General features: G+C 40.5%; 30 protein-coding genes and 1 pseudogene. 7 read left to right on the top strand and 24 right to left on the bottom strand.

Annotated features, from left to right (window positions below; all coding sequences use genetic code 11):
• Positions 1 to 88: 88 nt before the first annotated feature.
• From metG to O3611_RS04770, 4 genes are all read right to left on the bottom strand, one after another.
• On the bottom strand, positions 89 to 2,086 hold the full coding sequence (gene metG / locus O3611_RS04785) for a methionine--tRNA ligase (protein WP_371607978.1): 1,998 nt from the start codon (positions 2,084 to 2,086) through the stop codon (positions 89 to 91).
• Positions 2,087 to 2,221: 135 nt separating this feature from the next.
• Positions 2,222 to 3,481 (bottom strand): ABC transporter permease, encoded by a 1,260-nt coding sequence (locus O3611_RS04780; protein ID WP_371607977.1) that lies wholly within the window; start codon positions 3,479 to 3,481, stop codon positions 2,222 to 2,224.
• A 1-nt stretch (position 3,482) separates the two neighbouring features.
• A complete protein-coding gene (locus tag O3611_RS04775) occupies positions 3,483 to 4,184 on the bottom strand; it encodes an ABC transporter ATP-binding protein (RefSeq protein WP_371607976.1) in 702 nt (233 codons plus the stop codon).
• Positions 4,168 to 5,355, bottom strand: a complete 1,188-nt coding sequence (locus tag O3611_RS04770) for an efflux RND transporter periplasmic adaptor subunit (protein WP_371607975.1) — start codon at positions 5,353 to 5,355, stop codon at positions 4,168 to 4,170. Before O3611_RS04770 ends, O3611_RS04775 begins: the two co-directional genes overlap by 17 nt.
• Positions 5,356 to 5,593: 238 nt before the next feature.
• Between O3611_RS04770 and gor the strand changes: the two genes are divergently transcribed.
• Positions 5,594 to 6,940: a glutathione-disulfide reductase gene (gene gor / locus O3611_RS04765; RefSeq protein ID WP_371607974.1), complete on the top strand. Its 1,347-nt coding sequence runs from the start codon at positions 5,594 to 5,596 to the stop codon at positions 6,938 to 6,940.
• 139 nt (positions 6,941 to 7,079) lie between these two features.
• Positions 7,080 to 7,619: a biotin transporter BioY gene (locus O3611_RS04760; protein WP_371607973.1), complete on the top strand. Its 540-nt coding sequence runs from the start codon at positions 7,080 to 7,082 to the stop codon at positions 7,617 to 7,619.
• Positions 7,620 to 7,673: 54 nt separating this feature from the next.
• Here the strand turns inward: O3611_RS04760 and O3611_RS04755 are convergent, their stop codons facing one another.
• Positions 7,674 to 7,889, bottom strand: coding sequence for a YdbC family protein (locus tag O3611_RS04755; RefSeq protein WP_000807425.1), 216 nt, complete (start codon positions 7,887 to 7,889; stop codon positions 7,674 to 7,676).
• 98 nt (positions 7,890 to 7,987) lie between these two features.
• On the opposite strand from O3611_RS04755, the gene O3611_RS04750 reads away from it, so the two are divergent.
• Positions 7,988 to 8,308: a hypothetical protein gene (locus tag O3611_RS04750; RefSeq protein WP_049509144.1), complete on the top strand. Its 321-nt coding sequence runs from the start codon at positions 7,988 to 7,990 to the stop codon at positions 8,306 to 8,308.
• 30 nt (positions 8,309 to 8,338) lie between these two features.
• Here O3611_RS04750 and O3611_RS04745 read toward each other — a convergent pair whose 3' ends face one another.
• From O3611_RS04745 to rpsP, 6 genes are all read right to left on the bottom strand, one after another.
• Complete coding sequence (locus O3611_RS04745) at positions 8,339 to 8,677, bottom strand: ATP cone domain-containing protein (RefSeq protein WP_001196044.1); 339 nt, start codon at positions 8,675 to 8,677, stop codon at positions 8,339 to 8,341.
• Between the two features lie 12 nt (positions 8,678 to 8,689).
• Positions 8,690 to 9,409, bottom strand: coding sequence for a tRNA (guanosine(37)-N1)-methyltransferase TrmD (trmD, locus tag O3611_RS04740; RefSeq protein ID WP_371607972.1), 720 nt, complete (start codon positions 9,407 to 9,409; stop codon positions 8,690 to 8,692).
• Positions 9,399 to 9,917 (bottom strand): ribosome maturation factor RimM, encoded by a 519-nt coding sequence (gene rimM, locus O3611_RS04735; RefSeq protein WP_311522653.1) that lies wholly within the window; start codon positions 9,915 to 9,917, stop codon positions 9,399 to 9,401. The genes trmD and rimM overlap by 11 nt, the downstream gene beginning before the upstream one ends.
• Positions 9,918 to 9,988: 71 nt before the next feature.
• Entirely contained in the window at positions 9,989 to 10,324 is a 336-nt protein-coding gene (locus O3611_RS04730; protein WP_371607971.1) for a MazG nucleotide pyrophosphohydrolase domain-containing protein, read from the bottom strand.
• Between the two features lie 42 nt (positions 10,325 to 10,366).
• A complete protein-coding gene (gene kphA, locus O3611_RS04725) occupies positions 10,367 to 10,606 on the bottom strand; it encodes an RNA-binding protein KphA (RefSeq protein WP_000379617.1) in 240 nt (79 codons plus the stop codon).
• Positions 10,607 to 10,625: 19 nt separating this feature from the next.
• Positions 10,626 to 10,898 (bottom strand): 30S ribosomal protein S16, encoded by a 273-nt coding sequence (gene rpsP / locus O3611_RS04720; protein ID WP_000268760.1) that lies wholly within the window; start codon positions 10,896 to 10,898, stop codon positions 10,626 to 10,628.
• Between the two features lie 179 nt (positions 10,899 to 11,077).
• Here rpsP and O3611_RS04715 point away from each other — a divergent pair.
• The 3 genes and pseudogenes from O3611_RS04715 to O3611_RS04705 all read left to right on the top strand — a co-directional run bounded on the left by O3611_RS04715 (position 11,078) and on the right by O3611_RS04705 (position 13,110).
• Positions 11,078 to 11,609 (top strand): annotated as a pseudogene (locus tag O3611_RS04715) (hypothetical protein).
• 400 nt (positions 11,610 to 12,009) lie between these two features.
• Positions 12,010 to 12,225, top strand: a complete 216-nt coding sequence (locus O3611_RS04710) for a hypothetical protein (protein ID WP_060956389.1) — start codon at positions 12,010 to 12,012, stop codon at positions 12,223 to 12,225.
• 81 nt (positions 12,226 to 12,306) lie between these two features.
• Positions 12,307 to 13,110 (top strand): peptidylprolyl isomerase, encoded by an 804-nt coding sequence (locus O3611_RS04705; RefSeq protein ID WP_075231938.1) that lies wholly within the window; start codon positions 12,307 to 12,309, stop codon positions 13,108 to 13,110.
• A gap of 53 nt (positions 13,111 to 13,163) precedes the next feature.
• Here O3611_RS04705 and abc-f read toward each other — a convergent pair whose 3' ends face one another.
• From abc-f to O3611_RS04655, 10 genes are all read right to left on the bottom strand, one after another.
• Complete coding sequence (gene abc-f / locus O3611_RS04700) at positions 13,164 to 14,705, bottom strand: ribosomal protection-like ABC-F family protein (protein WP_049549120.1); 1,542 nt, start codon at positions 14,703 to 14,705, stop codon at positions 13,164 to 13,166.
• Position 14,706: 1 nt separating this feature from the next.
• Positions 14,707 to 15,180 carry a VanZ family protein gene (locus tag O3611_RS04695; RefSeq protein WP_371607970.1) on the bottom strand — a complete coding sequence of 158 codons (474 nt, stop codon included), beginning with the start codon at positions 15,178 to 15,180 and terminating at the stop codon, positions 14,707 to 14,709.
• A gap of 1 nt (position 15,181) precedes the next feature.
• Positions 15,182 to 16,267 carry a 23S rRNA (adenine(2503)-C(2))-methyltransferase RlmN gene (gene rlmN / locus O3611_RS04690; RefSeq protein ID WP_153224790.1) on the bottom strand — a complete coding sequence of 362 codons (1,086 nt, stop codon included), beginning with the start codon at positions 16,265 to 16,267 and terminating at the stop codon, positions 15,182 to 15,184.
• Positions 16,268 to 16,287: 20 nt separating this feature from the next.
• Entirely contained in the window at positions 16,288 to 16,818 is a 531-nt protein-coding gene (locus O3611_RS04685) for a YutD family protein (RefSeq protein WP_371607969.1), read from the bottom strand.
• A gap of 162 nt (positions 16,819 to 16,980) precedes the next feature.
• Positions 16,981 to 17,850 (bottom strand): aquaglyceroporin Gla, encoded by an 870-nt coding sequence (gla, locus tag O3611_RS04680; protein ID WP_281335100.1) that lies wholly within the window; start codon positions 17,848 to 17,850, stop codon positions 16,981 to 16,983.
• Between the two features lie 158 nt (positions 17,851 to 18,008).
• Positions 18,009 to 19,175, bottom strand: coding sequence for an acetyl-CoA carboxylase biotin carboxylase subunit family protein (locus O3611_RS04675; protein WP_371607968.1), 1,167 nt, complete (start codon positions 19,173 to 19,175; stop codon positions 18,009 to 18,011).
• Between the two features lie 12 nt (positions 19,176 to 19,187).
• Positions 19,188 to 19,928, bottom strand: a complete 741-nt coding sequence (locus O3611_RS04670) for an esterase family protein (protein ID WP_371607967.1) — start codon at positions 19,926 to 19,928, stop codon at positions 19,188 to 19,190.
• A gap of 21 nt (positions 19,929 to 19,949) precedes the next feature.
• On the bottom strand, positions 19,950 to 20,774 hold the full coding sequence (locus tag O3611_RS04665) for an alpha/beta hydrolase (protein ID WP_371607966.1): 825 nt from the start codon (positions 20,772 to 20,774) through the stop codon (positions 19,950 to 19,952).
• Positions 20,775 to 20,909: 135 nt separating this feature from the next.
• Positions 20,910 to 22,124: a tRNA uracil 4-sulfurtransferase ThiI gene (thiI, locus tag O3611_RS04660; protein WP_153224784.1), complete on the bottom strand. Its 1,215-nt coding sequence runs from the start codon at positions 22,122 to 22,124 to the stop codon at positions 20,910 to 20,912.
• Positions 22,125 to 22,132: 8 nt separating this feature from the next.
• Complete coding sequence (locus O3611_RS04655) at positions 22,133 to 23,275, bottom strand: cysteine desulfurase family protein (protein WP_153224783.1); 1,143 nt, start codon at positions 23,273 to 23,275, stop codon at positions 22,133 to 22,135.
• A gap of 136 nt (positions 23,276 to 23,411) precedes the next feature.
• Here O3611_RS04655 and O3611_RS04650 point away from each other — a divergent pair, with 136 nt between their 5' ends.
• Entirely contained in the window at positions 23,412 to 23,831 is a 420-nt protein-coding gene (locus O3611_RS04650; RefSeq protein WP_153224782.1) for a DUF6556 family protein, read from the top strand.
• 281 nt (positions 23,832 to 24,112) lie between these two features.
• Here the strand turns inward: O3611_RS04650 and O3611_RS04645 are convergent, their stop codons facing one another.
• The 3 genes from O3611_RS04645 to O3611_RS04635 form a co-directional block, all read right to left on the bottom strand.
• Complete coding sequence (locus tag O3611_RS04645) at positions 24,113 to 24,814, bottom strand: CPBP family intramembrane glutamic endopeptidase (protein ID WP_228113861.1); 702 nt, start codon at positions 24,812 to 24,814, stop codon at positions 24,113 to 24,115.
• A 51-nt stretch (positions 24,815 to 24,865) separates the two neighbouring features.
• On the bottom strand, positions 24,866 to 25,030 hold the full coding sequence (locus tag O3611_RS04640) for a hypothetical protein (protein WP_153224781.1): 165 nt from the start codon (positions 25,028 to 25,030) through the stop codon (positions 24,866 to 24,868).
• A gap of 706 nt (positions 25,031 to 25,736) precedes the next feature.
• On the bottom strand, positions 25,737 to 26,144 hold a 408-nt coding region (locus O3611_RS04635), incomplete at its 5' end, for an SIALI-17 repeat-containing surface protein (RefSeq protein WP_371607965.1).

Below are 26,144 nucleotides of genomic sequence, written 5' to 3'. Positions count from 1 at the left end.
GTTTTTCTTCATTATAAAGCAGAATGACACTTTTATCAACTGCTACCTAAAAAAGAAAAGAACCAGCTTAAACTGGTCCTTTTAAATCTTACCCAATCACACTTCCGTTTGGTACAGACGGATCAACTGTGAGAAGGGTTAATTTGCCATCATGTTCAGCTGAGAGGATCATACCTTGGCTAACATATTTTTTCATCATCTTACGTGGTTTGAGGTTGGCAACGATTTGGACTTTCTTGCCGACCAATTCTTGTTCATTTGGATAGTATTTTGCAATTCCTGAGAGGATTTGACGGTCTTCTCCATCACCAGCATCTAGGCGGAATTGAAGCAACTTGTCAGAACCTTCTACTTTAGAAACTTCTTTGACTTCTGCGACACGGATTTCGACCTTGTCAAAGTCCTCAAACTTGATTTCTTCTTTGTTAAGTTTGAGTTCTACTTCGTCTGGATTCCATTCTTTTGCAACTGCTGGTTTGTTGCCTTCCATTTGTTCCTTGATATAGGCGATCTCTTCTTCCATATCGAGGCGTGGAAAGATTGGTGTTCCTTTAGCAACTACTGTTACACCTGCAGGAAAGTCTGCTAGATTTAAGTTTTCAAGGCTAGAAACTTCTGCTAGACCAAGTTGAGTCAAGACTGCACGACTAGTTTCCATCATAAATGGCTCAATCAAGTGAGCTACGACACGAAGGCTAGCTGCCAAGTGGCTCATCACACTTGCCAATTGGTCACGGTGCGCTTCGTCCTTAGCCAGTACCCATGGAGCTGTCTCATCGATGTATTTATTTGTACGTGAGATAAGAGTCCAGACTGCTTCAAGTGCACGTGGATAGTCAACTGCTTCCATGTAGGTATGGTAGTCAGCGATTGATTGTTCTGCAACGTCAGCAAGAGCATTGTCAAATTCTGTCACACCTTCTACATAGGCAGGAATTTGACCATCAAAGTACTTGTTAATCATTGAAACCGTACGGTTGAGGAGGTTTCCGAGGTCATTTGCTAATTCATAGTTGATACGCCCTACATAGTCCTCTGGAGTGAAGGTTCCGTCTGAACCAACTGGAAGGCTACGCATGAGGTAGTAACGAAGTGGATCGAGACCATAGCGCTCTACCAGCATTTCAGGATAAACGACATTCCCTTTAGACTTAGACATCTTACCGTCTTTCATGACAAACCAACCATGGGCAATCAAGCGGTCAGGTAATTTAACATCCAACATCATAAGAAGGATTGGCCAGTAGATGGAGTGGAAACGAAGGATGTCTTTCCCAACCATATGGAAGACTGTTCCATTCCAGAACTTATCAAAGTTACCATGTTCATCTTGACCATAACCAAGAGCTGTCGCATAGTTAAGAAGGGCATCGATCCAAACGTAGACAACGTGTTTTGGATTTGATAGGACTGGTACACCCCAGGTAAAGGTTGTACGAGATACTGCTAAGTCTTCCAAACCTGGCTCAATGAAGTTACGCAGCATTTCATTCAGACGACCATCAGGAGTGATGAAGTCAGGATGTGATTTGAAAAATTCGACCAAGCGGTCTTGGTATTTGCTGAGGCGAAGGAAGTAAGACTCTTCAGATACCCATTCCACTTCGTGGCCTGATGGAGCGATACCGCCCGTCACATTTCCAGCTTCGTCACGGAAAACTTCCGCAAGTTGACTTTCTGTAAAGAATTCCTCATCTGAAACTGAATACCAACCAGAGTATTCACCTAGGTAGATGTCATCTTGAGCAAGCAAGCGTTCAAAAACTTGAGCCACTACTTTTTCATGGTAGTCATCAGTTGTACGGATAAATTTATCGTATGAGATATCCAATAATTTCCAGAGTTCTTTGACGCCAACCGCCATCCCATCAACATAAGCTTGTGGTGTAATTCCAGCTTCTTCTGCTTTTTGCTGGATTTTTTGACCATGCTCATCAAGACCTGTCAAATAAAAGACATCGTAGCCCATGAGGCGTTTGTAACGAGCTAGGACATCACAAGCGATGGTTGTGTAGGCAGAACCAATATGAAGTTTCCCAGATGGATAGTAAATCGGTGTTGTAATATAAAAATTCTTTTCAGACATAATATTTCCTTTCCAGGCAAATGAAACCTGTTTTTCTAACACTTCATTATATCACATTTTTAATGAATTTCGATAGGGAAATCCATACAAAAACAAGATAGACAAGTGTCCATCTTGTTTTTCCTGTTGATTATCTTATTCATAGCGAAGAGCTTCAATCGGATCTAGCTTAGAAGCTTTATTGGCTGGTAGAACACCAAATATCATACCGATGCCAGCTGAGACAGCTAAGCTAAAGAGAGCGATTGGGATGGATACGCCAACTTCGATTCCTGCAATCATATTTTGAAGAAGAACTCCTGCAAGCATGGTCACCCCTACAGCAAGCAGTAGACCAATGAATCCACCTAATAAGGTTAAAATCATGGATTCAATCAAGAACTGAACCAGAATATTAGCCCGTGTTGCTCCTAGTGCTTTCCGTAAACCAATCTCACGGGTACGCTCTGTCACTGAAACAAGCATAATGTTCATAACACCAGTACCACCGACAAAGAGGGAAATACCCGCAATAGCACTAATAATCGTTGTTATGAAGCCAAAGAGTTGTTGAACTTCTTGGAAGGCAGCAGACGCATCTGCAACTTGATATTCCCCTTGTTGAAGACCTGCAATCTCTGTCATTCTTCTTGCTAACTCTGGTCCTAAAGTCTGGGTTAAGCTAGTATCATTGACACGGAAGACAATATTTGAAATCTCATCTGTGTTAAAATTAGCTGCTAAGGAAATATTGGTCGTAATTGGTAGTCCTCCGACTCCAAATGTTTTCGCAGCCTTAGCTTCTTTACTTGCATAAACACCAATAACACGGTAACTGATTTCATTTACTTCAACAATTTGGTTGAGGGCTTCTTTTGCTGAACCAAAAAGGCTATTGGCTAGTTCTTCATCTAGGATGATAACACTTGCGAAATCCTTATAATCTTGTGCTTTAAGTCCACGACCTGCAATGATTTCATTTTCGACCGCATCCATATAAGTGACATTTCCACCCGTCATGTTCGCGTGTTCGACCTTTTTATCCTTATAAGTCAAGGTCACATTGGCTGAGTTGGTTACATAGTAGCTATCCACTCCCTTGAGTTTAGCAGCTTCCTTAACCCAGGATTCTTGAGGTTTTGGTGGTTCAACAAAAACATCTTCCTCTTTACCAGACAGAGTTAGAGCAGACTGCTTCTGGGTAAAGGAACCGTCCTTACTCTTGGTAGGTGAGAAAAAGACATGGATGTCTTTCTGGGACTTGGTCATATTTTTATTGACCTGACGAGACATGGAATCTCCCAAGGCCATGATAACTACAACAGAGGAAACACCGATGATAATACCGATCATGGTCAAGAAGGAGCGCATCTTGTGAGCCATGATAGATGAAAAGGCAAATTTCAGATTCTGCATCTTAATTTTCCTCCTTTTCTACTTGGACACTATCAGACGAAATAACACCATCACGGATGACAATCTGACGTTTGGCATAAGCAGCAATTTCAGGCTCATGCGTTACCATAATAATTGTTTTTCCTTCTTTGTTTAATTCAACCAAGAGCTGCATAATCTGGTTTCCTGTTTTAGTATCAAGGGCTCCAGTAGGCTCATCTGCCAAGATAATCGAAGGATTATTAACAAGTGCACGCGCTATGGCAACCCTTTGCTTCTGACCACCTGACAACTCCGAAGGTAAATGATGGCTACGCTCGGTCAGTTCAACCTTTTCCAGATATTCTTCTGCTAATTTGCGACGTTTTGAAGCACCAACTCCTGCATAAATCAGAGGAAGTTCCACATTTTGGAGAGCATTCATTTTAGACAAGAGAAAGAATTGTTGAAAGACGAAGCCGATTTCCTGATTTCGAACCTTGGCTAATTGTTTTTCACCCAAACCAGCTACTTCTTTGCCATCTAGAAAATACTGACCACTTGTAGGAGTATCCAACATCCCAATGGTGTTCATGAGGGTTGACTTACCTGAACCGGATGGTCCCATGATAGCTACAAATTCTCCCTCTTGAACTTCTAGGTTAATGTTTTTAAGGACTTGAAGTTCTTGGTCACCATTTCGATAGCTACGGCAGATATTTTTGAGGCTAATTAGTTGCTTCATCAGTCTTCACCTCTTTCCCTTCTTCTAAGGAAGCTGTCGGATTACTGATGACTTTTGCTCCATCTGTCAAACCAGATGTGATTTCTTGGTTTTCTGCGTCCGCATTGCCCAATCCAACTTCAACTTTTTTGGCCTTTTGATTTTCATCAAGAATCCAAACATAGTTTTTGTCTTCTTCCATAACTACACTCGAAATTGGAACGATCAAGGCCTTGCTCTTATTCTTGACTTCAACACTAACAGTAAATCCTTGCTTCAAATCGCCAATTTCACTAGTTACATCGACCGTATATGGGTACTTAGATCCTGAGTTTGAACCAGCTAAGCTACTACTTGCTTCGCTACTGTTCTTTGGATAATTTGAAATATAGCTAATCTTACCATTCCAAGTTTTATCTGGGTAAACCTTTGAAGTAAAGGTTACTTCTTGGCCGACAGAAAGATTGGCAAGATTGTACTCAGAAAGCTCTCCCTTGACCTGCAAATTGTCATTGCTTACGATATGAACCAAAACTTGGCTACTTCCCGTTGGTGATTTTGAAACATTGCGGTTTACTTCAACAACTGTACCTTCTACAGTACTCAAAACTGTAGCGGCATCCAACTGAGCCTGGGCTTTTTCAAGTTGTGCCGCTGCGTCCGCACGAACATCACGGGCATCACTGATTTGTGAATCAATAGAAGCTGTAGCTGATGTAGAAGATTGCGCTTGGGCTTGGTCCGTAGCGCCTTCAATCCCTGCTTGAGGGAGCACAGGTGTTGCTGCAGCAGTATTTCGAGCCTCATTCAATTCATTGATATGACGGTCAGCTTTAGCAACTGCACGACTGGCAGCATCATAGGCTGCTTGAGCATCTGCACTACTATACTTGACTAAGGCCAGGCCTTCGCTTACCTTGTCACCAACTGAAACTAGAACCTCATCCAAATCTCCCTTGCTGCCATCAAAATAAACATATTGTTCTTTTTGTGCAGTTACACTACCCGATAGAAGAACCGATGAAGCAACCGTTCCTTCTTTAGCTACAGCAATTTTAGCAGGTTCGTCAATTGCTGCACTTTGGTTTGGTTGTCTAAATAAGAGAATAGCTCCTGCACCAATTACGAGGGCTGATGCAACTCCGATAGCGGTATATAAAGGCCATTTCTTGGCGATTTTCTTTCTTTTCATAAGAACTCCTTCTTTACAAATATATATTAAGATTATAGCACAAGTCCCAAAAATGGACAATTGATTTCTTATTATCCAAAAACATTTGCTAAATCTTTTATTGTTGTATTAGTTATATAATACACTTTCTTTTTTATTTTTGCAAGCATTTTCTTAAAAATTTTTAAGCGTAGCAGATTTTTGCATTGACCTCCAAAAAAAGATAGAATATGACTAGAAAACAACAAAGGAGCTTTCTATGAGAGAATACGATATTATCGCCATTGGAGGAGGTAGCGGGGGTATTGCTACCATGAATCGTGCTGGTGAACATGGTGCTAAAGCGGCAGTTATTGAGGAAAAGAAATTAGGTGGAACCTGTGTCAATATTGGCTGCGTTCCTAAGAAAATTATGTGGTACGGAGCTCAAATCGCAGAGAGCATCCACAAATATGGACCAGACTATGGTTTTACAAGTACTGGTAATGAATTTGATTATGCAAGGCTTCGTAAAAATCGTGAAGCCTATATTGATCGTGCTCGCTCTTCTTATGGTGGAAGCTTTAAGCGTAACGGAGTTGATTTGATTGAAGGACGCGCCGAGTTCGTTGATGCTCATACTGTTAGTGTCAATGGAGAGTTGATCCGAGCTAAGCACATCGTGATTGCGACTGGTGCACATCCTCAAATCCCTGCCATTCCTGGTGCAGAACTAGGTGGTAGTTCTGATGATGTCTTTGCTTGGGAAGAGTTGCCTGAATCTGTAGCCATTCTTGGGGCAGGTTACATTGCTGTCGAATTAGCTGGCGTGCTCCATACTCTTGGTGTACAGACTGATTTATTTGTCCGTCGTGAACGTCCACTTCGTGGATTTGATAGCTATATTGTTGAGAGCTTGGTTCAAGAAATGGAAAATACTGGATTAAACCTCCACACCCATAAGGTTCCTGCTAAACTTGAAGAAACTGAACAAGGCATTACCATTCATTTCGAAGATGGTAGTACTCATACTGCCAGTCAAGTTATCTGGGCAACTGGTCGCCATCCAAACGTTGAAGGACTCCAGCTAGAAAAGGCAGGCGTTACTCTCAATGAACGTGGTTTCATCCAAGTTGACGAATACCAAAACACAGTCGTTGATGGTATCTACGCCCTTGGTGATGTCACCGGTGAAAAGGAACTGACTCCTGTTGCTATCAAGGCTGGACGTACACTCTCTGAAAGACTTTTCAATGGAAAAACCAATGCCAAAATGGACTACACTACTATTCCAACTGTTGTCTTTTCACACCCTGCTATTGGAACTGTTGGGCTAACTGAAGAAGAAGCCATTAAAGAGTATGGACAAGAAAACATCAAAGTCTATACTTCAAAATTTGCTTCTATGTATTCAGCAGTTACCAGCCACCGTCAAGAAGCTCGCTTCAAGCTCGTTACAGCTGGTGCAGACGAAAAGGTTGTTGGTCTTCATGGTATCGGCTACGGAGTTGACGAAATGATTCAAGGTTTTGCAGTTGCTATCAAAATGGGAGCTACAAAAGCTGACTTTGATGCTACCGTTGCTATCCATCCAACTGGTTCAGAAGAGTTTGTGACTATGCGTTAATCCCTCAAAGAGACCCCTTGGTCTCTTTTTGGTTTAAATCGGCCGTTACAAGTTTGTAACCTTTATTTTTAAAATAGGTTGACATTTATATCTCTTTCAGTATAATAGTTACTATAAATTATAAAAGAGGTTAACTATTATGAAAAAAGCACACATTTATGCTATTCCAGCAATAGGCGCTGCTCTGATTGCAGTATTAGCCCAAATTAGCATTCCAATTGGACCTGTTCCATTTACTCTGCAAAACTTTGCTATTGGTCTCATTGCTACTGTTTTTAGATCTAGGGAAGCTGTTCTCTCTGTAGGACTTTATCTTTTGCTTGGTGCTATTGGACTTCCCGTTTTTGCTAGTGGTGGAGCTGGTTTTCATGTTCTGATTGGCCCAAGCGCGGGTTACCTTTGGTTTGACCTTGTCTATGCAGGGATTGCTTCCTACTTAACTCACACAAATAGTAGTGTTATACGTATTTTCCTAGCTAATCTCTTGGGTGATTCACTTGTTTTTGTCGGTGGTATCCTCAGCCTCCACTTCCTTGCTGGTATGCCTATTGACAAGGCTCTCGCTGTCGGTGTGCTTCCCTTTATCATTCCTGATCTTGCAAAAATTATTGCCATCAGTTTTATCGGACGCCCACTCCTTCAACGCCTTAGTAGCCAACCTTACTTTTCACAAAAATAAAAAAGAGGCCGGGATTTTTTCCCTTCCTCTTTTCATTTATGTTTGCATAAACGCTTATTGATTTTTAAAGGCATCCACCATCACTTGGAACTCTTCGTTTGAGAGGGTGATTCCTTTCCCCATCTTAGTGTGGTCTGGACTCCAAGCACGAATGTCAAACTTCGCTGGTGCTCCATTAAAGCTAACACGATTGATTTCCTTAGTCCAACCTTTTTCATTCTCTGAGAGTGTGAGTAGGTGTTCTTCGATTTCAAATGTAAATTCTGCCATTATATTCTCCTTTTGATTGTCTTCACTTGATTATTCGTAAAATCTTGTAGATTTTTTTAAAATTGTATATAATAATGTTAAAAAGAAGGGAGGCTCCGATGAAAGATTTATTTAAACACATTCAACAAAAGTTCCAAAGCTTTCTCGACGGGCGAGAAGAACCAGATCATTCCAAAGCCGACTCCCTGACAAGTGCCATTAAAGAGGCGCTCCTAAAAAAAACTGCTGTCCACATTATTTTTTCTGATACGAGTTTTACAGGTGATATCATCAAATATGATACGGACCGCCAGCAAATTATCGTTAAAAATTTTGCAAAAAATGTGACCCGAATTATTCGAATCCCAGATATTCGGAAAGTGAGTTTTGTTCCCTCAACTGTCCAAACTGCCCAAAAAAATCGATTTAAGAAAGAGTGAGATGAGTTTTCTTCATCTCACTCTTTTCTATTAACGAATTTGTTCAAAATGAAGGTGAACAGCAATGTGTTCTCCGTAACCACTTCTCTCTAAATCACGTTGCAAACGGTAAGAGATATAGTGTTCAGCGATGGTAATATAGCCTGCGCCAAGCAAGCGATGCTCAACCATTGATTGAATCATGCTGATCGTCGCACGCTCCACTTTTGCCTCTTCTAGATCCAAGACAACTTTTTTAGTTACTTGAGCTAGATTTTGACGTAAATCATCTGTCAAAACATAAACTGTTTGAGCAGCTTTGAGAATGGCTTGATAGATTTTATCTGGATCAAAGTCGGCAACTTGTCCATCACGTTTAATGACTTGCATAGGCTTCTCCTTTTAATTTATATTTTCTTTAATGTCTGCTAACATTTTGGCTTCTTCTGCTGTTAATTCGTAATGTTCCAACAAATCTGGTCTACGTTCATAAGTTTTTTTGAGACTTTCATAGAGACGCCATTGACGAATCTTCTCATGGTGCCCACTCATAAGCACTTCTGGAACTACCATGCCACGATAATCATAAGGACGTGTGTACTGAGGGTATTCAAGAAGTCCTGATGAAAAGCTATCATCTTGGTGACTCGTTTCTTTACCAATTACTTCTGGTATCAAGCGAACCGTCGCATCAATCATAGTCATTGCTGCCAGTTCTCCACCCGTTAGCACATAATCACCTAGAGAAATCTCATCAGTCACTAGGGTCTTGATCCGTTCATCATAGCCCTCGTAGTGACCACAGATAAAGATGAGTTCTTCTTCTTGAGCTAAATCTTCAGCATAGGCTTGATCAAACGGCTTACCAGCAGGATCGAGGAGAATCACGCGTGGATTCTTCTTTTCAATGGCATCAAAAGCATCAAAGATTGGCTGCGCACGTAGCAACATCCCTTGACCACCACCGTAAGGTTCGTCATCGACATGACGGGCCTTTTCAGCATATTCACGAAAATTATGATACTGGATATCTAAAAGCCCTTTTTCACGTGCCTTCCCAACGATGGAATGTTCTAGCGGTGAGAACATCTCTGGAAAGAGGGTTAAAATATCAATCTTCATCGTCTAACCCTTCTAAGAGTTCTACATCCACACGCCTATTGGGAATATCAACATTTAGCACAACCGGTGGGATGTATGGTAAAAGCAGGTCACGTTTCCCCTTGCGCTTAACTACCCAGACATCATTGGCACCTGGTTGAAGGATTTCCTTGATGGTTCCAATCAAATTGTCACCCTCGTAGACCTCTAAGCCGATAATTTCGTGATAGTAAAATTCACCCTCATCCAGGTCATTAAGGTTTTCTTCCGCAACCTTCAAACTGTAGCCCTTGTATTTTTCAATATCATTGATGTGATACATATCCTTAAATTTGATAATATCAAAATTCTTATGCTTACGATGACTTGCGACAGTCACTGTTCTAACAAATTGATCCTTCTCATCAAACAAGGCCAGCTCTGCACCTTTTTTAAAGCGTTCTTCCGAAAAATCCGTCACAGATAAGACTCTCATCTCACCTTGTAAACCTTGCGTATTGACGATTTTTCCAACGTTAAAATAGTTCATTTGATCTCCTGTGTATGTTTCTCCCTTTATTTTATCACGTTCTAGGTATTTTCACAAGTTGGAGGAAAAAGCTAGTTCTGACCTTCGGCTTCTAAATATCCTTCCAAATCTCGTTCATGGTGATACTTGATGGCAGCCTTTTTGTCTTTTTCAAAAATGATCTTGGTTAAATCTATATCGTTGATGGCCGCAATTGCGACAGTGTAGTGAATAATATCAGCAAGTTCTTTAGCAAGTTCCTCGTTAGAATCCTGAACCCCTTCTTTTCGACCAGAGCGTCCATTCAAAACCTCGGCTACTTCTCCAACTTCCTCCACTAGCTTGATAAAAAGACCTTCCTCAGTCCGAGACTGCTGGTAATGTTCTAGCAAATAGGCTTGTAGTTGTCTAACTGTTAAATCCTTCATATCCTACTCCTAGCAAAAAAGCGAGACATCCGTCCCGCTTTTTTATTTTTCGTCAATAACGATTCTTACTTTTTTGTCTTCAGTTGGGACAGAGTAGACAATCGTTCTTATCGCAGAGATAGTGCGACCCTTACGACCAATCACACGACCCACATCGCTTTGGTCAAGATCCAAATGATACTCCAAAAATTCTGGTGTATCTTCAATCTTGATAGTTAAGGCATCTGGTTGTGAAATCAAAGGTTTCACAATTGCAATAATGAGATTTTCAATCGTATCCATCTGTCAACCTACTTTAGAATTATTTAGAGAATTTAGAATCGTGGAATTTCTTCAATACGCCTTCTTTTGAAAGGATGTTGCGTACTGTGTCTGAAGGTTGAGCTCCATCAGCCAACCATGCAAGAACGCGGTCTTCTTTCAAAGTTACTTGGTTTTCAGCAACAAGTGGGTTGTAAGTTCCAACTGTTTCGATGAAACGTCCGTCACGTGGTGAACGTGAATCTGCTACGTTAATACGGTAGAAAGGTTTTTTCTTAGAACCCATACGAGTCAAACGGATTTTTACTGCCATTTTTAATATCTCTTTTCTTTTATTTTTTTAGTTTGGTGAAATAGCTGAGCCATTTAGCACATGTTCTATTATAGCAGATTTCTAAGAGGTGTCAAGAAAAAAACTTGACAGACTTTAAAATTTTTAAATTTTTTAGAAATTTGTTAGACTAGTAGGTATAAATTAGAAAGAGAAACTTTATGAATACTAGTCTAGAGAATATTTACAAAGACCATCAAGTCAAACCTTATATCTCTCCTGATCGTGATATAGAGGCTTGGCTACTAAATCCCAAGCCTGTCCCAAAACGAAATATGGAACTACTAGAAGACAATCTCCTGGCAGGAGATATTATCCTCCTCTGGCGAATTCAGTTTGGTACCTTTACTACAGAAACTTGGTTTCCTAAGTATTTTGAATACACATATGGCATTGATGCCCCAAAACATTTAGAAACGCTTGTTGAAAAAGGCTATGCTCTTGTCGAAACTGCTTTTGACTCGCTTGACCATCTAAATAGCACCATGAAAAAGAATCTCCTGAAGAAGGAGTTACTGGACTTTCTAAAATGAAGGCTGCCGACCTGAATCAAGCCCTTCATGACCATTTTTCAAAAGAAGAATTAACTGGTCACTTCTCGATTCGCGGTTATAGACTAACTCCAAAAGGAGAGAACAGGTACTCAAAGACCATCAAGCAATCATTGACCGCCATCCAAAGAAGAATCTTTAATCAACCAAGTCAGGTTGATTTTTTTGAAAACAGTTTCTAAAAAAATCTAATCAATTCACTTACGAGAAAAATTTTTTATGATAAACTGATGTCTAATCAAAAAGAAATGGAGACTATAATGCCTAGAAATTTCAAAGAAGCTCTTTTATTTACAACACTAATGTGTTCCATGATGGTACTCGGTATGTCTATTTGGAATCTTTTTATTGTTGGTCAACTTTCACTACATCATTTAGCCCTTGGTTACATTCCTGGTTTTGTCACAGCCTTTTTATTGGATGTCATCCTTGTTGGACCAATCGTTAAGTCAATTGCCTTTCGTATCCTCAAGGATCATCATAAACGCTGGCAGAAAATCATTACAATTTCTGGAGGAATGGCAGTTCTCATGGTCACTTTCATGTCCTTCTATGGACTTTTCTACAATGGCATTGCTATCACACCCAAGACCTATCTAAGTGCCTGGATCGTAAACTTTATTGCAGCTCTTCCTCTAAACTTCCTAATTGTCGGACCAATTGCCCGTTTTATACTAAGTTCTTTTCAGAAACCATTTGCTGGGGAAGAAGAAGTTGAAGATTTTCAAGATGATGATGAAATCCCAACTATTATCTAAGCCAGTTCTGTAAACTACTAATATTTGAAATCCACTTTCAATTAGGGTACAATGGTAGAAATGATTTTTGAAAGGATTCCCATGAAAAAAATAGCAACACTTCTATTAATCTCAACTTTTGCCCTTGCTGGATGTAGCAGTATCCAACGTAGTCTGCGAGGCGATGACTATGTAGATTCTAGCTTGGCTGCCGAAGAAAGTTCCAAAGCAGCTGCCCAATCTGCCAAGGATCTTAAAGACGCCTTGACAAATGAAAATGCCAATTTTCCACAACTATCTAAAGAAGTTGCTGAAGACGAGGCTGAAGTCATTCTCCATACAAGTCAAGGAGATATCCGTATCAAACTCTTTCCAAAGCTAGCCCCTCTTGCGGTTGAAAATTTCCTAACTCACGCTAAGGAAGGCTACTACAATGGCGTTACCTTCCACCGAGTGATTGATGGCTTTATGGTTCAGACTGGTGATCCAAAAGGGGATGGTACAGGTGGCGAATCCATCTGGCACGATAAGGACAAGACTAAAGACCATGGAACTGGTTTCAAGAGCGAAATCTCTCCATATCTCTATAACATCCGTGGTTCTCTCTCCATGGCTAATACTGGCCAACCAAATTCCAATGGTAGCCAGTTCTTCATCAACCAAAATACAACAGACATTTCTGCCAAACTTCCTACAAGTAGCTATCCAAAGAAAATTATCGAAGCCTACAAAGAAGGTGGGAACCCTAGTCTAGACGGAAAACATCCTGTCTTTGGTCAAGTTATCGACGGTATGGATGTTGTTGACAAGATTGCCAAAGCTGAAAAAGACGAAAAAGACAAACCAACTACTGCTATCACTATCGATAGTATCGAAATAGTGAAAGACTACAATTTTAAATCTTAAAAACCAAAAAATACAGTATCCTCGTTAGGTACTGTATTTCTTTTACTCTCATTTTAAGTTAAGTTGTTAAAATCCCAGATTTGGTCCATCCATCCTTCGTAGAAGTCTGGTTCGTGGCAAACCATAAGGATAGAGCCTTTATATTCTTTCAGAGCTCGTTTTAGCTCATCCTTGGCATCCACATCCAAGTGGTTGGTAGGCTCGTCTAGCACCAAAACATTGTTTTCACGATTCATCAAGAGACAGAAACGAACCTTGGCTTGTTCCCCACCTGATAGAACTTGAATCTGACTTTCAATATGCTTTGTGGTCAAACCACAACGAGCAAGGGCTGCACGAACTTCTGCTTGGTTGAGAGCTGGAAAGGCATTCCAAACAGCCTCTAGTGGTGTTTGGCGATTACCACCTTCTACTTCCTGCTCAAAGTAACCAAGTTCTAAGTAGTCACCGCGTTCAACTTCCCCAGCAATGGGTGGAATAATCCCCAAAAGACTCTTCAATAGAGTTGTTTTACCGATACCATTGGCACCGATGATAGCAACCTTCTGATTGCGTTCAAAGGTAAGATTTAATGGTTTTGTAAGTGGGCGGTCGTAACCAATCTGCAAATCCTTGGCTTGGAAGATAAAGCGACCTGGTGTACGAGCTGGTTTAAAATCAAAGGACGGCTTTGGTTTCTCACTTTGAAGTTCGATAATGTCCATCTTATCCAATTTCTTCTGGCGAGACATGGCCATGTTACGAGTTGCGACACGCGCCTTATTACGGGCTACGAAATCCTTGAGGTCAGCAATTTCCTTCTGTTGACGCTCATAGGCTGCTTCCAGCTGCGATTTCTTCATGGCATAGACTTCTTGGAACTGGTAGTAATCCCCGGAATAGCGAGTTAACTGTTGATTTTCTACATGATAGACGATATTGATCACATCGTTGAGGAATGGAATATCGTGCGAAATAAGGACAAAAGCATTCTCATAGTTCTGGAGATAGCGCTTAAGCCAGTCAATATGCTCAGCATCCAGGTAGTTGGTTGGCTCGTCAAGCAACAAGATATCTGGCTTTTCAAGAAGAAGTTTGGCCAAAAGTACCTTGGTTCTTTGTCCACCAGATAAGGCTGTTACGTCTGTATCCATACCATAATCCATGACACCAAGAGCACGCGCGACTTCGTCAATCTTAGCATCCAAGGTATAGAAGTCACGACTTTCCAAACGGTCCTGAAGTTCGCCGACTTCTTCCATTAGGGCATCAATATCAGCGCCCTCTTCTGCCATTTCCATGTAGAGTTCATTGATACGTGCTTCAGCTTTGAATAATTCGTCAAAGGCAGTGCGAAGAACATCACGCACAGTTTGACCTTCTTTGAGAACTGCATGCTGGTCCAGGTAACCTGCTGTCACATATTTAGACCATTCCACCTTACCTTCATCAGGTAACATTTTACCAGTTACGATGCTCATGAAGGTTGATTTTCCTTCACCGTTAGCACCAACTAATCCGATGTGTTCACCTTTAAGGAGACGGAAGGACACGTCTTCAAAAATCGCACGGTCACCAAAACCGTGACTCAAATTTTTAACTTCTAAGATACTCATTTTAATTCCTTATCTTGTTTTTATGTAGTAGTTTATAAAGGACCCAAGCCAGGTAGCCACCCAAAGTGTTGGTCCATAAATCATCAATCTCAAAGACCCGATTGAAATCAAAGAAAAAATCCAAAACTAATTGTGTGCACTCGATGCTTAAGCTCAATAAAAAGCTAAACAAAATCACTCTCTTCGTTTTTCTTAGACTAGGGATGAGATAGAGAAGCTGGAAAATTAATGGGAAGAGCAAGAGGATATTTAAGGCGTTTTGCAAAAAAATCCAAAACAGTTGTATAGGGCTGGTTACTTCTCCCAGGTTCCACAAAGAGTTAAAAGGCGTCAAAAGAAAAACCAGGCGTCCAAAAGTTTGAATACCTGGAGTTTCCACTCCTGTAGGAAGTTGAGGCTGGGGACTAAAGCAAAAACAGACGATACTAAGACTGTATAAAAGCACTCCAAAGCTTAGTAATGTTTTTCGATTCATCTTATGGATTTACTTCAGCTACTGCTTTTTGACGATCACGCTTCATGGTATTTGAACGCAACTGTCCACAAGCTGCATCGATATCTGTACCATGTTCCTGGCGAACGACACAGTTGACACCTTTTTTCTTGAGTGTATCATAGAAGGCCATGACACGCTCTTTAGGGCTTCGGCTATACTGATCATGCTCACTAACTGGGTTGTAAGGAATCAAGTTAACATAGGACAATTTCTTAATGTTCTTAAGCAATTCTGCCAACTCAAGTGCTTGTTCGACTCCGTCATTGACTTCATTTAGCATGATATACTCAAAAGTTACACGGCGGTTGGTTGTTTCGATGTAGTACTCGATAGCTGCAAAGAGTTTTTCAATCGGAAAGGCACGGTTAATCTTCATAATGCTTGAACGCAGTTCATTGTTTGGAGCATGAAGAGAAACAGCAAGGTTAACCTGTACTCCTTCATTGGCAAACTCACGAATCTTGTGAGCCAAGCCAGAAGTTGATACGGTGATATGACGAGCACCGATTGCCATTCCCTTATCATCATTGATGGTACGGATAAAGTTCAAGACATTATTGTAGTTATCAAAAGGTTCTCCAATACCCATAACAACGATATGACTAACACGTTCATCTTGTCCACGTTCGTCAAAATACTTTTGAACCAACATAATCTGAGCAACGATTTCACCGTTATTGAGGTCACGTTGCTTCTTGATCAAGCCTGATGCACAGAAGGTACAACCGATATTGCAGCCTACCTGCGTGGTTACACAGACTGACAAACCATAGTGTTGACGCATCAGTACCGTCTCAATCAACATACCGTCTGGCAACTCAAAGAGGTACTTCACAGTACCATCGGCTGACTCTTGCACGATGCGTTGTTTCAAAGGATTTACCACAAACTGATCGTTGAGTTTGGCAATCAAATCCTTTGACAAGTTAGTCATTTCCTCAAAAGACTGAACACGTTTACGGTAGAGCCATTCCCAGATTTGATCTGCACGGAATTTTTTTTCTCCCTGTTCAAGTGCCCATTCTTGCATCCCTTGGCGGGTTAAACTATAAATCGACGGTTTCATGTTTTCTCCTTATTTTCTACTCACTTCTGACGAATGACGAAATGACGCTGCCCCTTGTCTTCTTTCTGGGATTTTTGTTCTTTTGAACGTCGTCTATTTCTTTTATCTGTATGATTTCTTTTCTTGTTTTGAGAAGGTTTCTTTCCTTTTCGAGAATCTTTTTCTTCCTCTTTTTTGCGCATTTTTTGGTCAAAGGACGCCCGCTTAGGCACTTGGTTTTCTAAGACAAAATAGGCACAACCATAGCTACAATACTCAAGTAGGTAATCTTGTAAACGACTGATTTTCTCAAGAGACTCTTCTGCTCGCTCATTCTTGTAGAAACCACGTAAGCGCAACTGCTCATTACTCCAGTCTCCAACAATATAATCGAACTTACTTAAAACTTCAGAAAAGCGTTGAGTAAATGCCGTTGCATCAAAAGCATCCTTACTATTTTCAACCAAAGTAAAGGTAAACCCTTCAGCTTCGACTTTATCTCCAGATAGATGAAATTCAGGACCAGGGAATTTATTGTAATTATATAATTCGGGTGCAATCTCTTTACGCATAATATTCCTTTTTAACGTTTACTTAGTACTCTATTTTACCATATTTTCGCCACATTTTCACTTTTAGCATTAAAATGAAAAAAGTCTGACGATTTAAGAATCTCTATTTAAAAACTCGACTTTCCTAGACAAAAAAAACTGGGATTCCCCAGTTTTGAGTGATTATAGGTAAAGTAATTTGAAGAGCGCTACTGCTGCAATAGCTGCTGCAATCGGTGCAACTACTGGTACCCAAGCATACCACCATTTTGAATCACCCTTGTGTTGACCAAGGATTGATTTTGGAAGGAAGGCATGAAGGAGACGTGGTCCAAAGTCACGAGCTGGGTTCAAACCAGGTCCTGTAGGCCCACCAAGAGAAGTTACCAAGGCCATTACTAGGAAACCAAGTGCCAAGTGAGCAACAGAAAGTCCTGAAGCTGTATGAGGCGCTACTTGAGCTTTAATTGCCAAATCAGAGAAGTCAACATTTTGACCAGCTTGAGTTGCCATTTGTTTCATGTATTGGAGAACTTCAGCTCCAAAGAAGTTCTTTGTCAAACCAAGTGCTGCAAAGAAGAGAACGAATGAACCAACGAACTCGTTGATAAAACCGTTAACTGTTGCTGCGAAGCGTGATTCTTTTGTACCGTGGTCCAAACTTGAAATTGTTGAGAAAGTTCCCAAGATATTGTTTGCTTTTTCAGTTTGCAAGTAGTAAGGACGGTGAGTTGCAACAACCAAGGCTTGTCCGAAGATTGCTCCCAAGACTTGTGCAACGATGTATGGTGCTACTTGTGCCCAAGGGAAAAGTCCGCTAACTGCTAGACCAAGAGTGAAGGCTGGGTTGATGTGGTTACCAGAAACATTACCAAACATCAAGGCAGGGATCATAACCCCCATACCGTAACCAACAGCGATAACGAGCCAGCCACTTTGGTGACCTTTCGTACCTTTAAGTTCAACGTTGGCAACTGCACCATTTCCCAAGATGATCAAGATGGCTGTTCCCAAAAATTCAGTGGCATATTTGACTGCCCATGCGAAATCCATTGATAGATTCTCCTTAATATTTTTTAGACAATCCCTATTCTATCAATTTTTAAGCCTTTTAGCAACAGATTTTCTAAAAGAATACTGCGGGAAAACGCTTTTATTTTTGTTCTTAAAAAAAGACCTAACAAAGCTAGTTTGTTAAGTCAAAATTTTGATTATTCTTGACGCTGACCAAAGTCCTTAATCATCTGATCCATTTCTTCACGACTTGGTGTCGTTAGCATATAGAGAAAGTCTCCTTGCAATTCAGCAAAGGCCGCTGGCATGATTTTCTTTACTTTGAACTGCTGACCATATTTAGCGAGCAAGTCTTCTTCTGAATAAACATAGTTAGCATTGGCGCGACGAGATGTTGCCAAGCAGTACAGGGGCTCGAATTGTGAAGCAGGGAATGGCTCATCCGCAACGATCGCTGCATAGCCCTTGTACAAATCAAAAGAATGGGCATAGTTGTAAACATCAATGGTGAACCCACCCGCTGGACGGTTATTGTACTCAATGGCAATATAATCATCACCCTCACGGAAGAACTCGATATGGAAGAATCGCTCTTTCATGCCAAATTCTTTAACGATTGCCTCACCATACTTGCGCAATTTCGGATCCATATCTTTAAGAACATAATAAGAATTGTCCATCTTGTAAATCATGAGATCAAGCGGTGTATGGGCATAGTCAAAGGTCGTAGAAAAGACGATATTTCCATCTCTATCTACCAAACCATCAAAGGTACAGATTTCACTAGAAGTAACAAATTTTTCAAAGAAATAAACGGTTGAATGGTCCCACTCTGCCTTGAAATGATGGATATCCTCTTCTGTTTCAAGCTTGAAGGTTGCTGCTGCTCCCACTCCATTGTCAGGTTTGGCAATCATAGGAAGGCCAATTTCTTTCACAGCTTTGTCAACATCTGCTTCTGTTTCAATGATAGCACCTGGCACAACTGGAACTCCAGCTTTTTTGAAGAGTTTTTTCATCTCAGACTTGAACTTGGTCTTCTTGAGGTCGTCTGGTTTGGCACCAAAGACATTAAATTGTTCACGAAGAGCAGCATCCAACTCTAGCCAGTATTCATTGTGTGATTCGATGCGGTCAATTGGACCATGCTTATAAAAGAGAAAGGCAACTGCACGTTTAACTTCATCAATATTTTCAAGATTATCAACTCGGAAATACTCAGTCAAACTATTGCGCAGTGGCTCATCTAGTTGTTCATAGGGTTCTTGCCCAATCCCTAGAACGGTGATTCCTTTATTGGCTAGCTCAATACTAAACTGTTGGAAATTTTGTGGGTAATAGGGTGAAATTACAAGATAATTCATATGCGACTCCTTTTATAGACTCATGTGACCGAGGAAATATGGCATTTGTTTGCGCCACCATTCCCAGTCATGGGCAACATCGTGCCCCCATTCAGCAAACCAGGCAGGAATTTGTTTTTGGTCAAAGGCTTCTTTTAACTTGTAGTAAGAAGGCAGGCCATCATGCTCCCAAGCACCTAAACCAGTACAAATCACAATCTCAGCCTGACGGTAACGGTCAATAAACCAACCATCATTTTGATTCCAGATATAGTCTACTGGTGAATTTTGATAGATGGCATCGTCGTTGTAGTAATCACCAACGAAGAAACGTGCATCGTAGACACCACTAAGAGTAATGACTTTGGTGAAGACATCCGGATGTTGTAGGAAAAAGTTAAGAGCATGGTAAGCTCCCATAGAGCAACCTGTCGTCATCATGCCATCGAACCAGCCCGTCTTATGCTTGATAAAAGGAATAGCTTCTTCAATAACGTATCGCTCATAAGCACGGTGCATTTCAGCTTGGTCATGACCGTTTTTCCATGTCGCAAGCCAGCTCTCGCTATCGACACTTGAAAGTGTAAAGAACTGAACACGGCCCTCCTCAATAAAGGATGCACATGCATCAATCATGCCAAAATCATAGTATTCATTGTGGCTACCACCTGAGGACGCAAAGACAACAACTGGGATACCTGCGTGTCCGTAACGATTGACGTACATTTCACGATTTAGATGACCACTCCAGTGGCTAAGATGTTCAATATTCATATCCTGTCTCCTTTATACTATTTACCAATTTTCTGCAAAAAAACGTAGACAAGCTGGAAGATTTTCTGACCATGGCACTTCATGGTGAATGGCTCCAGCCTGAACCTTGAGTGAGAGATTTTCCAACTGCACTCCTCCCGCTATCAAATCATGATAATAGCGAAGGGAAGAGTCGATATAGGCCTGCTTAATATTGCCAGCCATAAGTGTCTTATCTGTGTCATCTGCTTCTTCAGTTCCAACATAGATAAAGACACGCTGGTCAGGCAATAGTTTTTTACGCTCGATATAGCGATCAAAGGCTTCTTGGTGAAGCCAGTTAGCTGATGAGAAAACTCCCAAGCACCCAATCTGATCTTGATACTCCAAGCCGATAAACTGGGTAATATTGCCACCAAGTGAAGAGCCTATCATTGCAGTGTGTTTACGGTCTGCTTTTGTCCGATAGTTTTCATCGATAAAAGGCTTAACCACTTCCATGACAAATTCTGCGTACTCGACTCCCTTACCACCAAATTGTTGACCAGGAATATTAGACTCTTGGAATTTCCAAGCTGCATACTCATTCATTCGACCAAGACCATCATTGTCAATAGCCACAACAATCATACGGCTGATATCTGGATTTCGCTTGATAGCAGGAATAATCTTCCAGGAATGTCCAACGTAAGATTCCTTACTATAAAAGACATTTTGTCCATCATGGAAATACACCACAGGATAACTTCTATCCGTGTCTTTTTCATAGTTTTTTGGGAGGAGAACACGAACCCGGCGCTCCTTACCTGTGTAGGGAACCACTAATTTATGCTCTCGCATTTTCAGGTAAAAATATGATTGATTCATTGTCAGAAAACTCTCTATATTCAAAATTTTATCTAATTATATCATAAAAATAGAAAAAAAGTCAGTTTCCGTCCAAATTTAGGACAATAAACTAACTTTTTTTACTTATTTTATCTTTTCCTCTGGTTTTTCTGATTAAAGGAGATCATCGATCAACTCATCGACTGCATCCTTCTCAGCTTGAGGCGTAATTTCAGTAATCATAATTCCTGCTACTGCACGTTCAACCAAACCTTCGACATCCATACGCGCTTCATACTGCTCAGCATTCTTAATCTTAGGATTTGTCTTCGGACGATCGGGTGCAAAAATCGTACAACAGTCTTCAAATGGCTGAATAGAAATTTCAAAGGTATCAATTTCTTGTGCAATGTCAATGATTTCTAGCTTATCCATAGTCACAACTGGACGGATAATTGGGGTATTGGTCACCGCGTTGATAGCCTGCATACTTTCAAGAGTTTGGCTTGCTACCTGACCAAGGCTTTCCCCATTGATGATGACCAAGCCATTTCGTACCTCACGGACACGGTCAGTAATCCGCATCATAAAGCGACGAGTCAGTGTCATCAGATAGGCTTCTGGAGCTTTAGCCTTGATTTCCTCTTGAATCTCCGTGAATGGCACTTCGATAAACTGGATATTACCACCGAATTTGGTCAATTTACGGGTCAAATCTTGCGCTTTCTTGAGGGCACCTGGACTTGTGTAAGGAGGGCTAGCAAAGTGAACAGCCTCAATATCTACACCACGTTTTAGAGCTAGATAACCAGCAACAGGTGAGTCAATCCCACCTGACAACATGAGCATACCTTTACCAGAAGTTCCAACTGGTAAACCACCTGCACCACGAATGGTTTCATATGAAAGGTAGGCTGCTTCTTCACGAATCTCCACCTGAAGGTTAATGTCAGGATTTTTCATTTGTGCCTGCACATTTGGAATAGCTTCAAAAACTGCTCCACCAAGCGTTTGATTGAGTTCACGACTATCGAGTTCAAAGTTGTGGTCGCTACGCTTACTTGAGATTTTAAAGGTCATCCCTTCCTTGTAGATGTCCTTCATAATCTCTTGAACAGCAGACTTCAGAACTTCTACAGATTTTTCAACCTTATATACTGGAGAAAAGTTTTGAATCCCGAAAACTTGCTTGAGTGACTCGGCAACTGCTGTGTAGTCTGCACCATTTAGATAAGCATGGGCACGATCGCGGTCTGCTGTCACTTTGACTTGAGGATAGATGGACAAGACATCTGAGATATTATTACGTAGTTTATTGATGAAACGCATACGATTTTTACCCTTGGTTGAAAGCTCACCATAGCGAATCATAATTTCTGAATACTGCATGAATACTCCTATCTTACTTTTTTAGTTTGATTGTAGATTAATTTTAGTTTAGTCAAAAATTGCTCAACTTGACTCATATCATTTTCTAGGTCTAGACTGAGACGAACTGCTGACTGGGCTTTATCCTTATCAATGCCCATAGCAATCAGGGTCCCAGCAGGTTTCCCAGCCTTGGACGAGCAAGCTGACGTTGTAGAAATGAAAATATCATAGTCTTCAAAAGCATGAACGATGACTTCACCACGAACCCCCTTAATCCCAAAGGTCAGAATATGAGGTGCAAAGTCTTCCTCATCTGAGAAGACAAAAATATCTGGATATTCTAGAAGGGCTTGACGGATGACTTCCTTCATCTGACTTGTTTTGTTCGTAAACAAATCAAGTTTTTCCATAGACAAACGTAGAGCCTTGGCGGTTGCTGCAATACCTGCTACATTCTCAGTAGTTGAACGATAATCACTCTCTTGTCCACCACCAGTTAATAGTGGCATAATCTTCTTACCTGACTTGATATAGACAAATCCAACACCACGAACGCCGTGAAACTTGTGACTCGAGAAAGTCGCAAAGTCCACTCGGTCTGTCAAATACTTTTCTGTCGGAATCTTAGCCAAGGCTTGAACCGCATCAACATGGAAGGAGATAGTCGGCTTATCTGCTAAAAGTTCTGAGATAGCTTCAATAGGTTGGATTGAACCAATTTCATTGTTAACAGCCATGATAGAAACTAAGGTCGTATCAGCTCGAAGCAAATTTGCTAAGGCATCTACATCTACAAAACCTTTTTCATCTACTGGCGCAAAATCCACTTCAAAACCTTGACTTTTCAGCCAAAGAGCAGACTCCTTAACCGCTGGGTGTTCAATCTCAGACACAATAATGTGTTTACCAAACTGAGCTTTTTCAAACGCAACCCCTTTGATAACCCAGTTATCTCCTTCAGTGCCACCAGATGTAAAGTAGATTTCTTCGCTTTTCTTACCAATTAAATCTGCAATCTGTTGACGAGAAGCATCTAAGATTCGTGTTGCCTGCTCCCCCAAACGATGGAGACTAGATGGGTTACCAATAATTTTTGCAGACACCTGCATATAGGTTTCAAGTGCTTCTGGATAGGGCTTTGTAGTTGCCGAATTATCAAAGTAAATCATGGTTTCTCACGCTTTCTAAAATCACTCCTTCTATTGTATCACGAAACAGTTCAGGCGACAAGAAAGGCAGTTCAGGTTCATTTAAGTTTTTTTTAAAGATTTTCGGTATAATGAATTTTAGTAAAGGAGAGATATTATGTCTAATTATCGTAGAACATCAAAACCCAAAACGGAACACATCAAAAAAGGATTTACTGTTTTTCAAAAAACGATTGCTACTATCGGTAGTATTCTGGGGCTGATTACTGCAAGCATCACCATCATGAATGCTATGAATAACAACAACAATAATAATAACTCTAAAAAAGAAACTACGACAACCCAGACAACTGTCATAAAAGAGATTCAAAAGGAATCCCCTAAAGAGAACACTACTCCAAACAAGGACAATACTTCTACAAAGGACAACACACAAGAAGAGACGACAACACAATCTAGTAGTAGTGTAGAAGATAAGAAAGAAGATACTAGCAGTAAAAAAGAACAACCGACTGTTCCTTCTTCTAGCACTCAAACAACAGATACAAAAACGTCTACTACTAATGGAGCTTCCTAAAAGAACGATCTAACAGCCAGTGATTGAATCGCTGGTTTTTTTATTGCTGTCTCCAGCATTTATCAGCAAAAGTTGATCTTTGCAACAGAAAAATGATCAGCCTTTAAACCAATCATTTTTTGAATATATTTTATACTCAATGAAAATCAAAGAGCAAACTAGGAAGCTAGCCGCAGGTTGCTCAAAACACTGTTTTGAGGTTGTGGATAGAACTGACGAAGTCAGTAACAAATATACGGCAAGGCGACGCTGACGTGGTTTGAAGAGATTTTCGAAGAGTATTAGCTAAAAACTAAAAATAGATAGTTTAAAATAGATACCAGTACTAGAACTCCGTTATTTAGCAAATGAACAGCTATGGAATCAAGGATATTCCCTCTACGAGCATAGGCTAAGTAAAATATCACTCCCAGTAAAAAATAAGTTACAAACTCTATCGGATAAAACATATGCAGATAGCCAAAAATCGCAGAACTTATTAGCAATTTCAACCACTTTTGATCTTCTTTAAAAAAATAGTGGCTGAAGAATCCTCTAAATACTAATTCTTCCATGATTGGAGCAAATATACCAATTGCAAAATGAAAGGCGATGAAAAATAGAGGAAAAACACGAGTAACCTGCTCGCTTGTAGCCAGCAAGGCAGCATCGTTAGCGGATGTTGGATTTCCAGTAACCACTTGGATCAGGAGGGTACCTACAATCGCTACTAGTCGAGTAGCCACATAAAATAAAAGGGCTATTCCAAAATCCTTCCATGTGAACTTGAAAACCTTCTGCTGATTCAGAATTTTCTTTTTGTATTGTCGCCAAACAGCAACTAGCAAGAAAGTAGCCAGTACCAAATACCCAATACTAGTCGTCCACTTTAAGGGCAGAGAACTAGAATCTTCGAGAGCCAACATTCTCATGGGAAATGTATTTACATTTATAATCAGTAAGATCATTCCTACAAATTTTAAACTATTTTTCAACTTTTGCAAACCACTACCTCTTCTTTCCTGAACTCCAGCATCTCCACTTACTAACGATGCTTATCTATGCTTTCTTTCTTCTTTATAGATTTCTACTCCCTCAATCAGGGATAATAACACAAGGATGACCCCAATATCTAAATTGATCAAACTACCTCCATTAGCGAATAAATACAAACCCAAGCAGGCTTGCGCTAAGGGATAGGCATATTTATTAAATTTCATAGATACTCCCCAAAGCTTTTTACAAATAAATGAATGAATGAATGAATAGAATTAACTTCTTAGTCTTGCTCACATAAGAGCATCAAATTTCAGATTTACTTTTTTCTACTAGCTACCTCTAAATCCAATCTAATAATACTCTTCATGATTAACTTGTAAGATCAGCTCTATTCTTTTAGGGTTGAACCAGACCACCGATCTACTAAATCATGTTTAGGAACAATTATAGTTTAGCATTTATTTCTAGGAAAAGATTGCTCTTTCTTAAATTGTCATCAAAACATCCTAAATGGTAGAAATTGGCTTGCGACTTAACACAATCGTAAGTTCTTCGTCCCAAGTTAAAAAATTCTGGTCAAAGAACTTCAGTGGCCATCAGCTTCCTCACTTTAAGAAAAAGCGAACAAGACCAGATTCTGTTTATCAGAAAACTAGTTTTGTCCGCTTTTTATAATCGAGATTAGTCTCTTGATCCAATCTCTATGACTTATACTCTTCGAAAATCAAATTCAAACCGCGTCAACGTCGCCTTGCCGTAGGTATATGTTACTGACTTCGTCAGTTCTATTCACAACCTCAAAACAGTGTTTTTAGCTGACTTCGTCAGTCTTATCTACAACCTCAAAGCAGTGCTTTGAGCAACCTTCGGCTAGTTTCCTAGTTTGCTCTTTGATTTTCATTGAGTATTAGATGCTTTTACATCATCTTATTCGTCGTCTTTTTTCTTTCCCATAGCAAACATACCAAGAAGTGCACCTACAACACCAACGGCTGCAAGGCCGGCATTTTCTTTAGTACCTGTCTCTGGGAGCTTGTATGGATGACTTGCAGGTGCTTGGTAAGTCTTATCTTGTGACATAGCAAGAGCTACAAGAGACTGCTCATCTGTGTATTCTGGGATTACTTCTTGAACAGCTGCTGCTTCACCATTCACACCACCAGTAAATTCTGGGACTTCATGGATAGCTGCTTCTGCTCCATTGACACTGCCTGTGTATTCTGGGCTTACTTCCTGAACAGCTACTTCTTCACCTGCTGTACCAATAGCTCCTGTGTATTCTGGGATTTCCACTACTGGTGCTACTTCATCGCCTGCTGTGCCAATAGCTCCTGT

The sequence above is a fragment of the Streptococcus sp. 27098_8_91 genome (genome assembly GCF_041432385.1).
Taxonomy (GTDB): Bacteria; Bacillota; Bacilli; order Lactobacillales; family Streptococcaceae; genus Streptococcus.
Note: the sequence above shows the minus strand (reverse complement) of the source record. Positions and strands in the feature narration are given on the sequence as shown.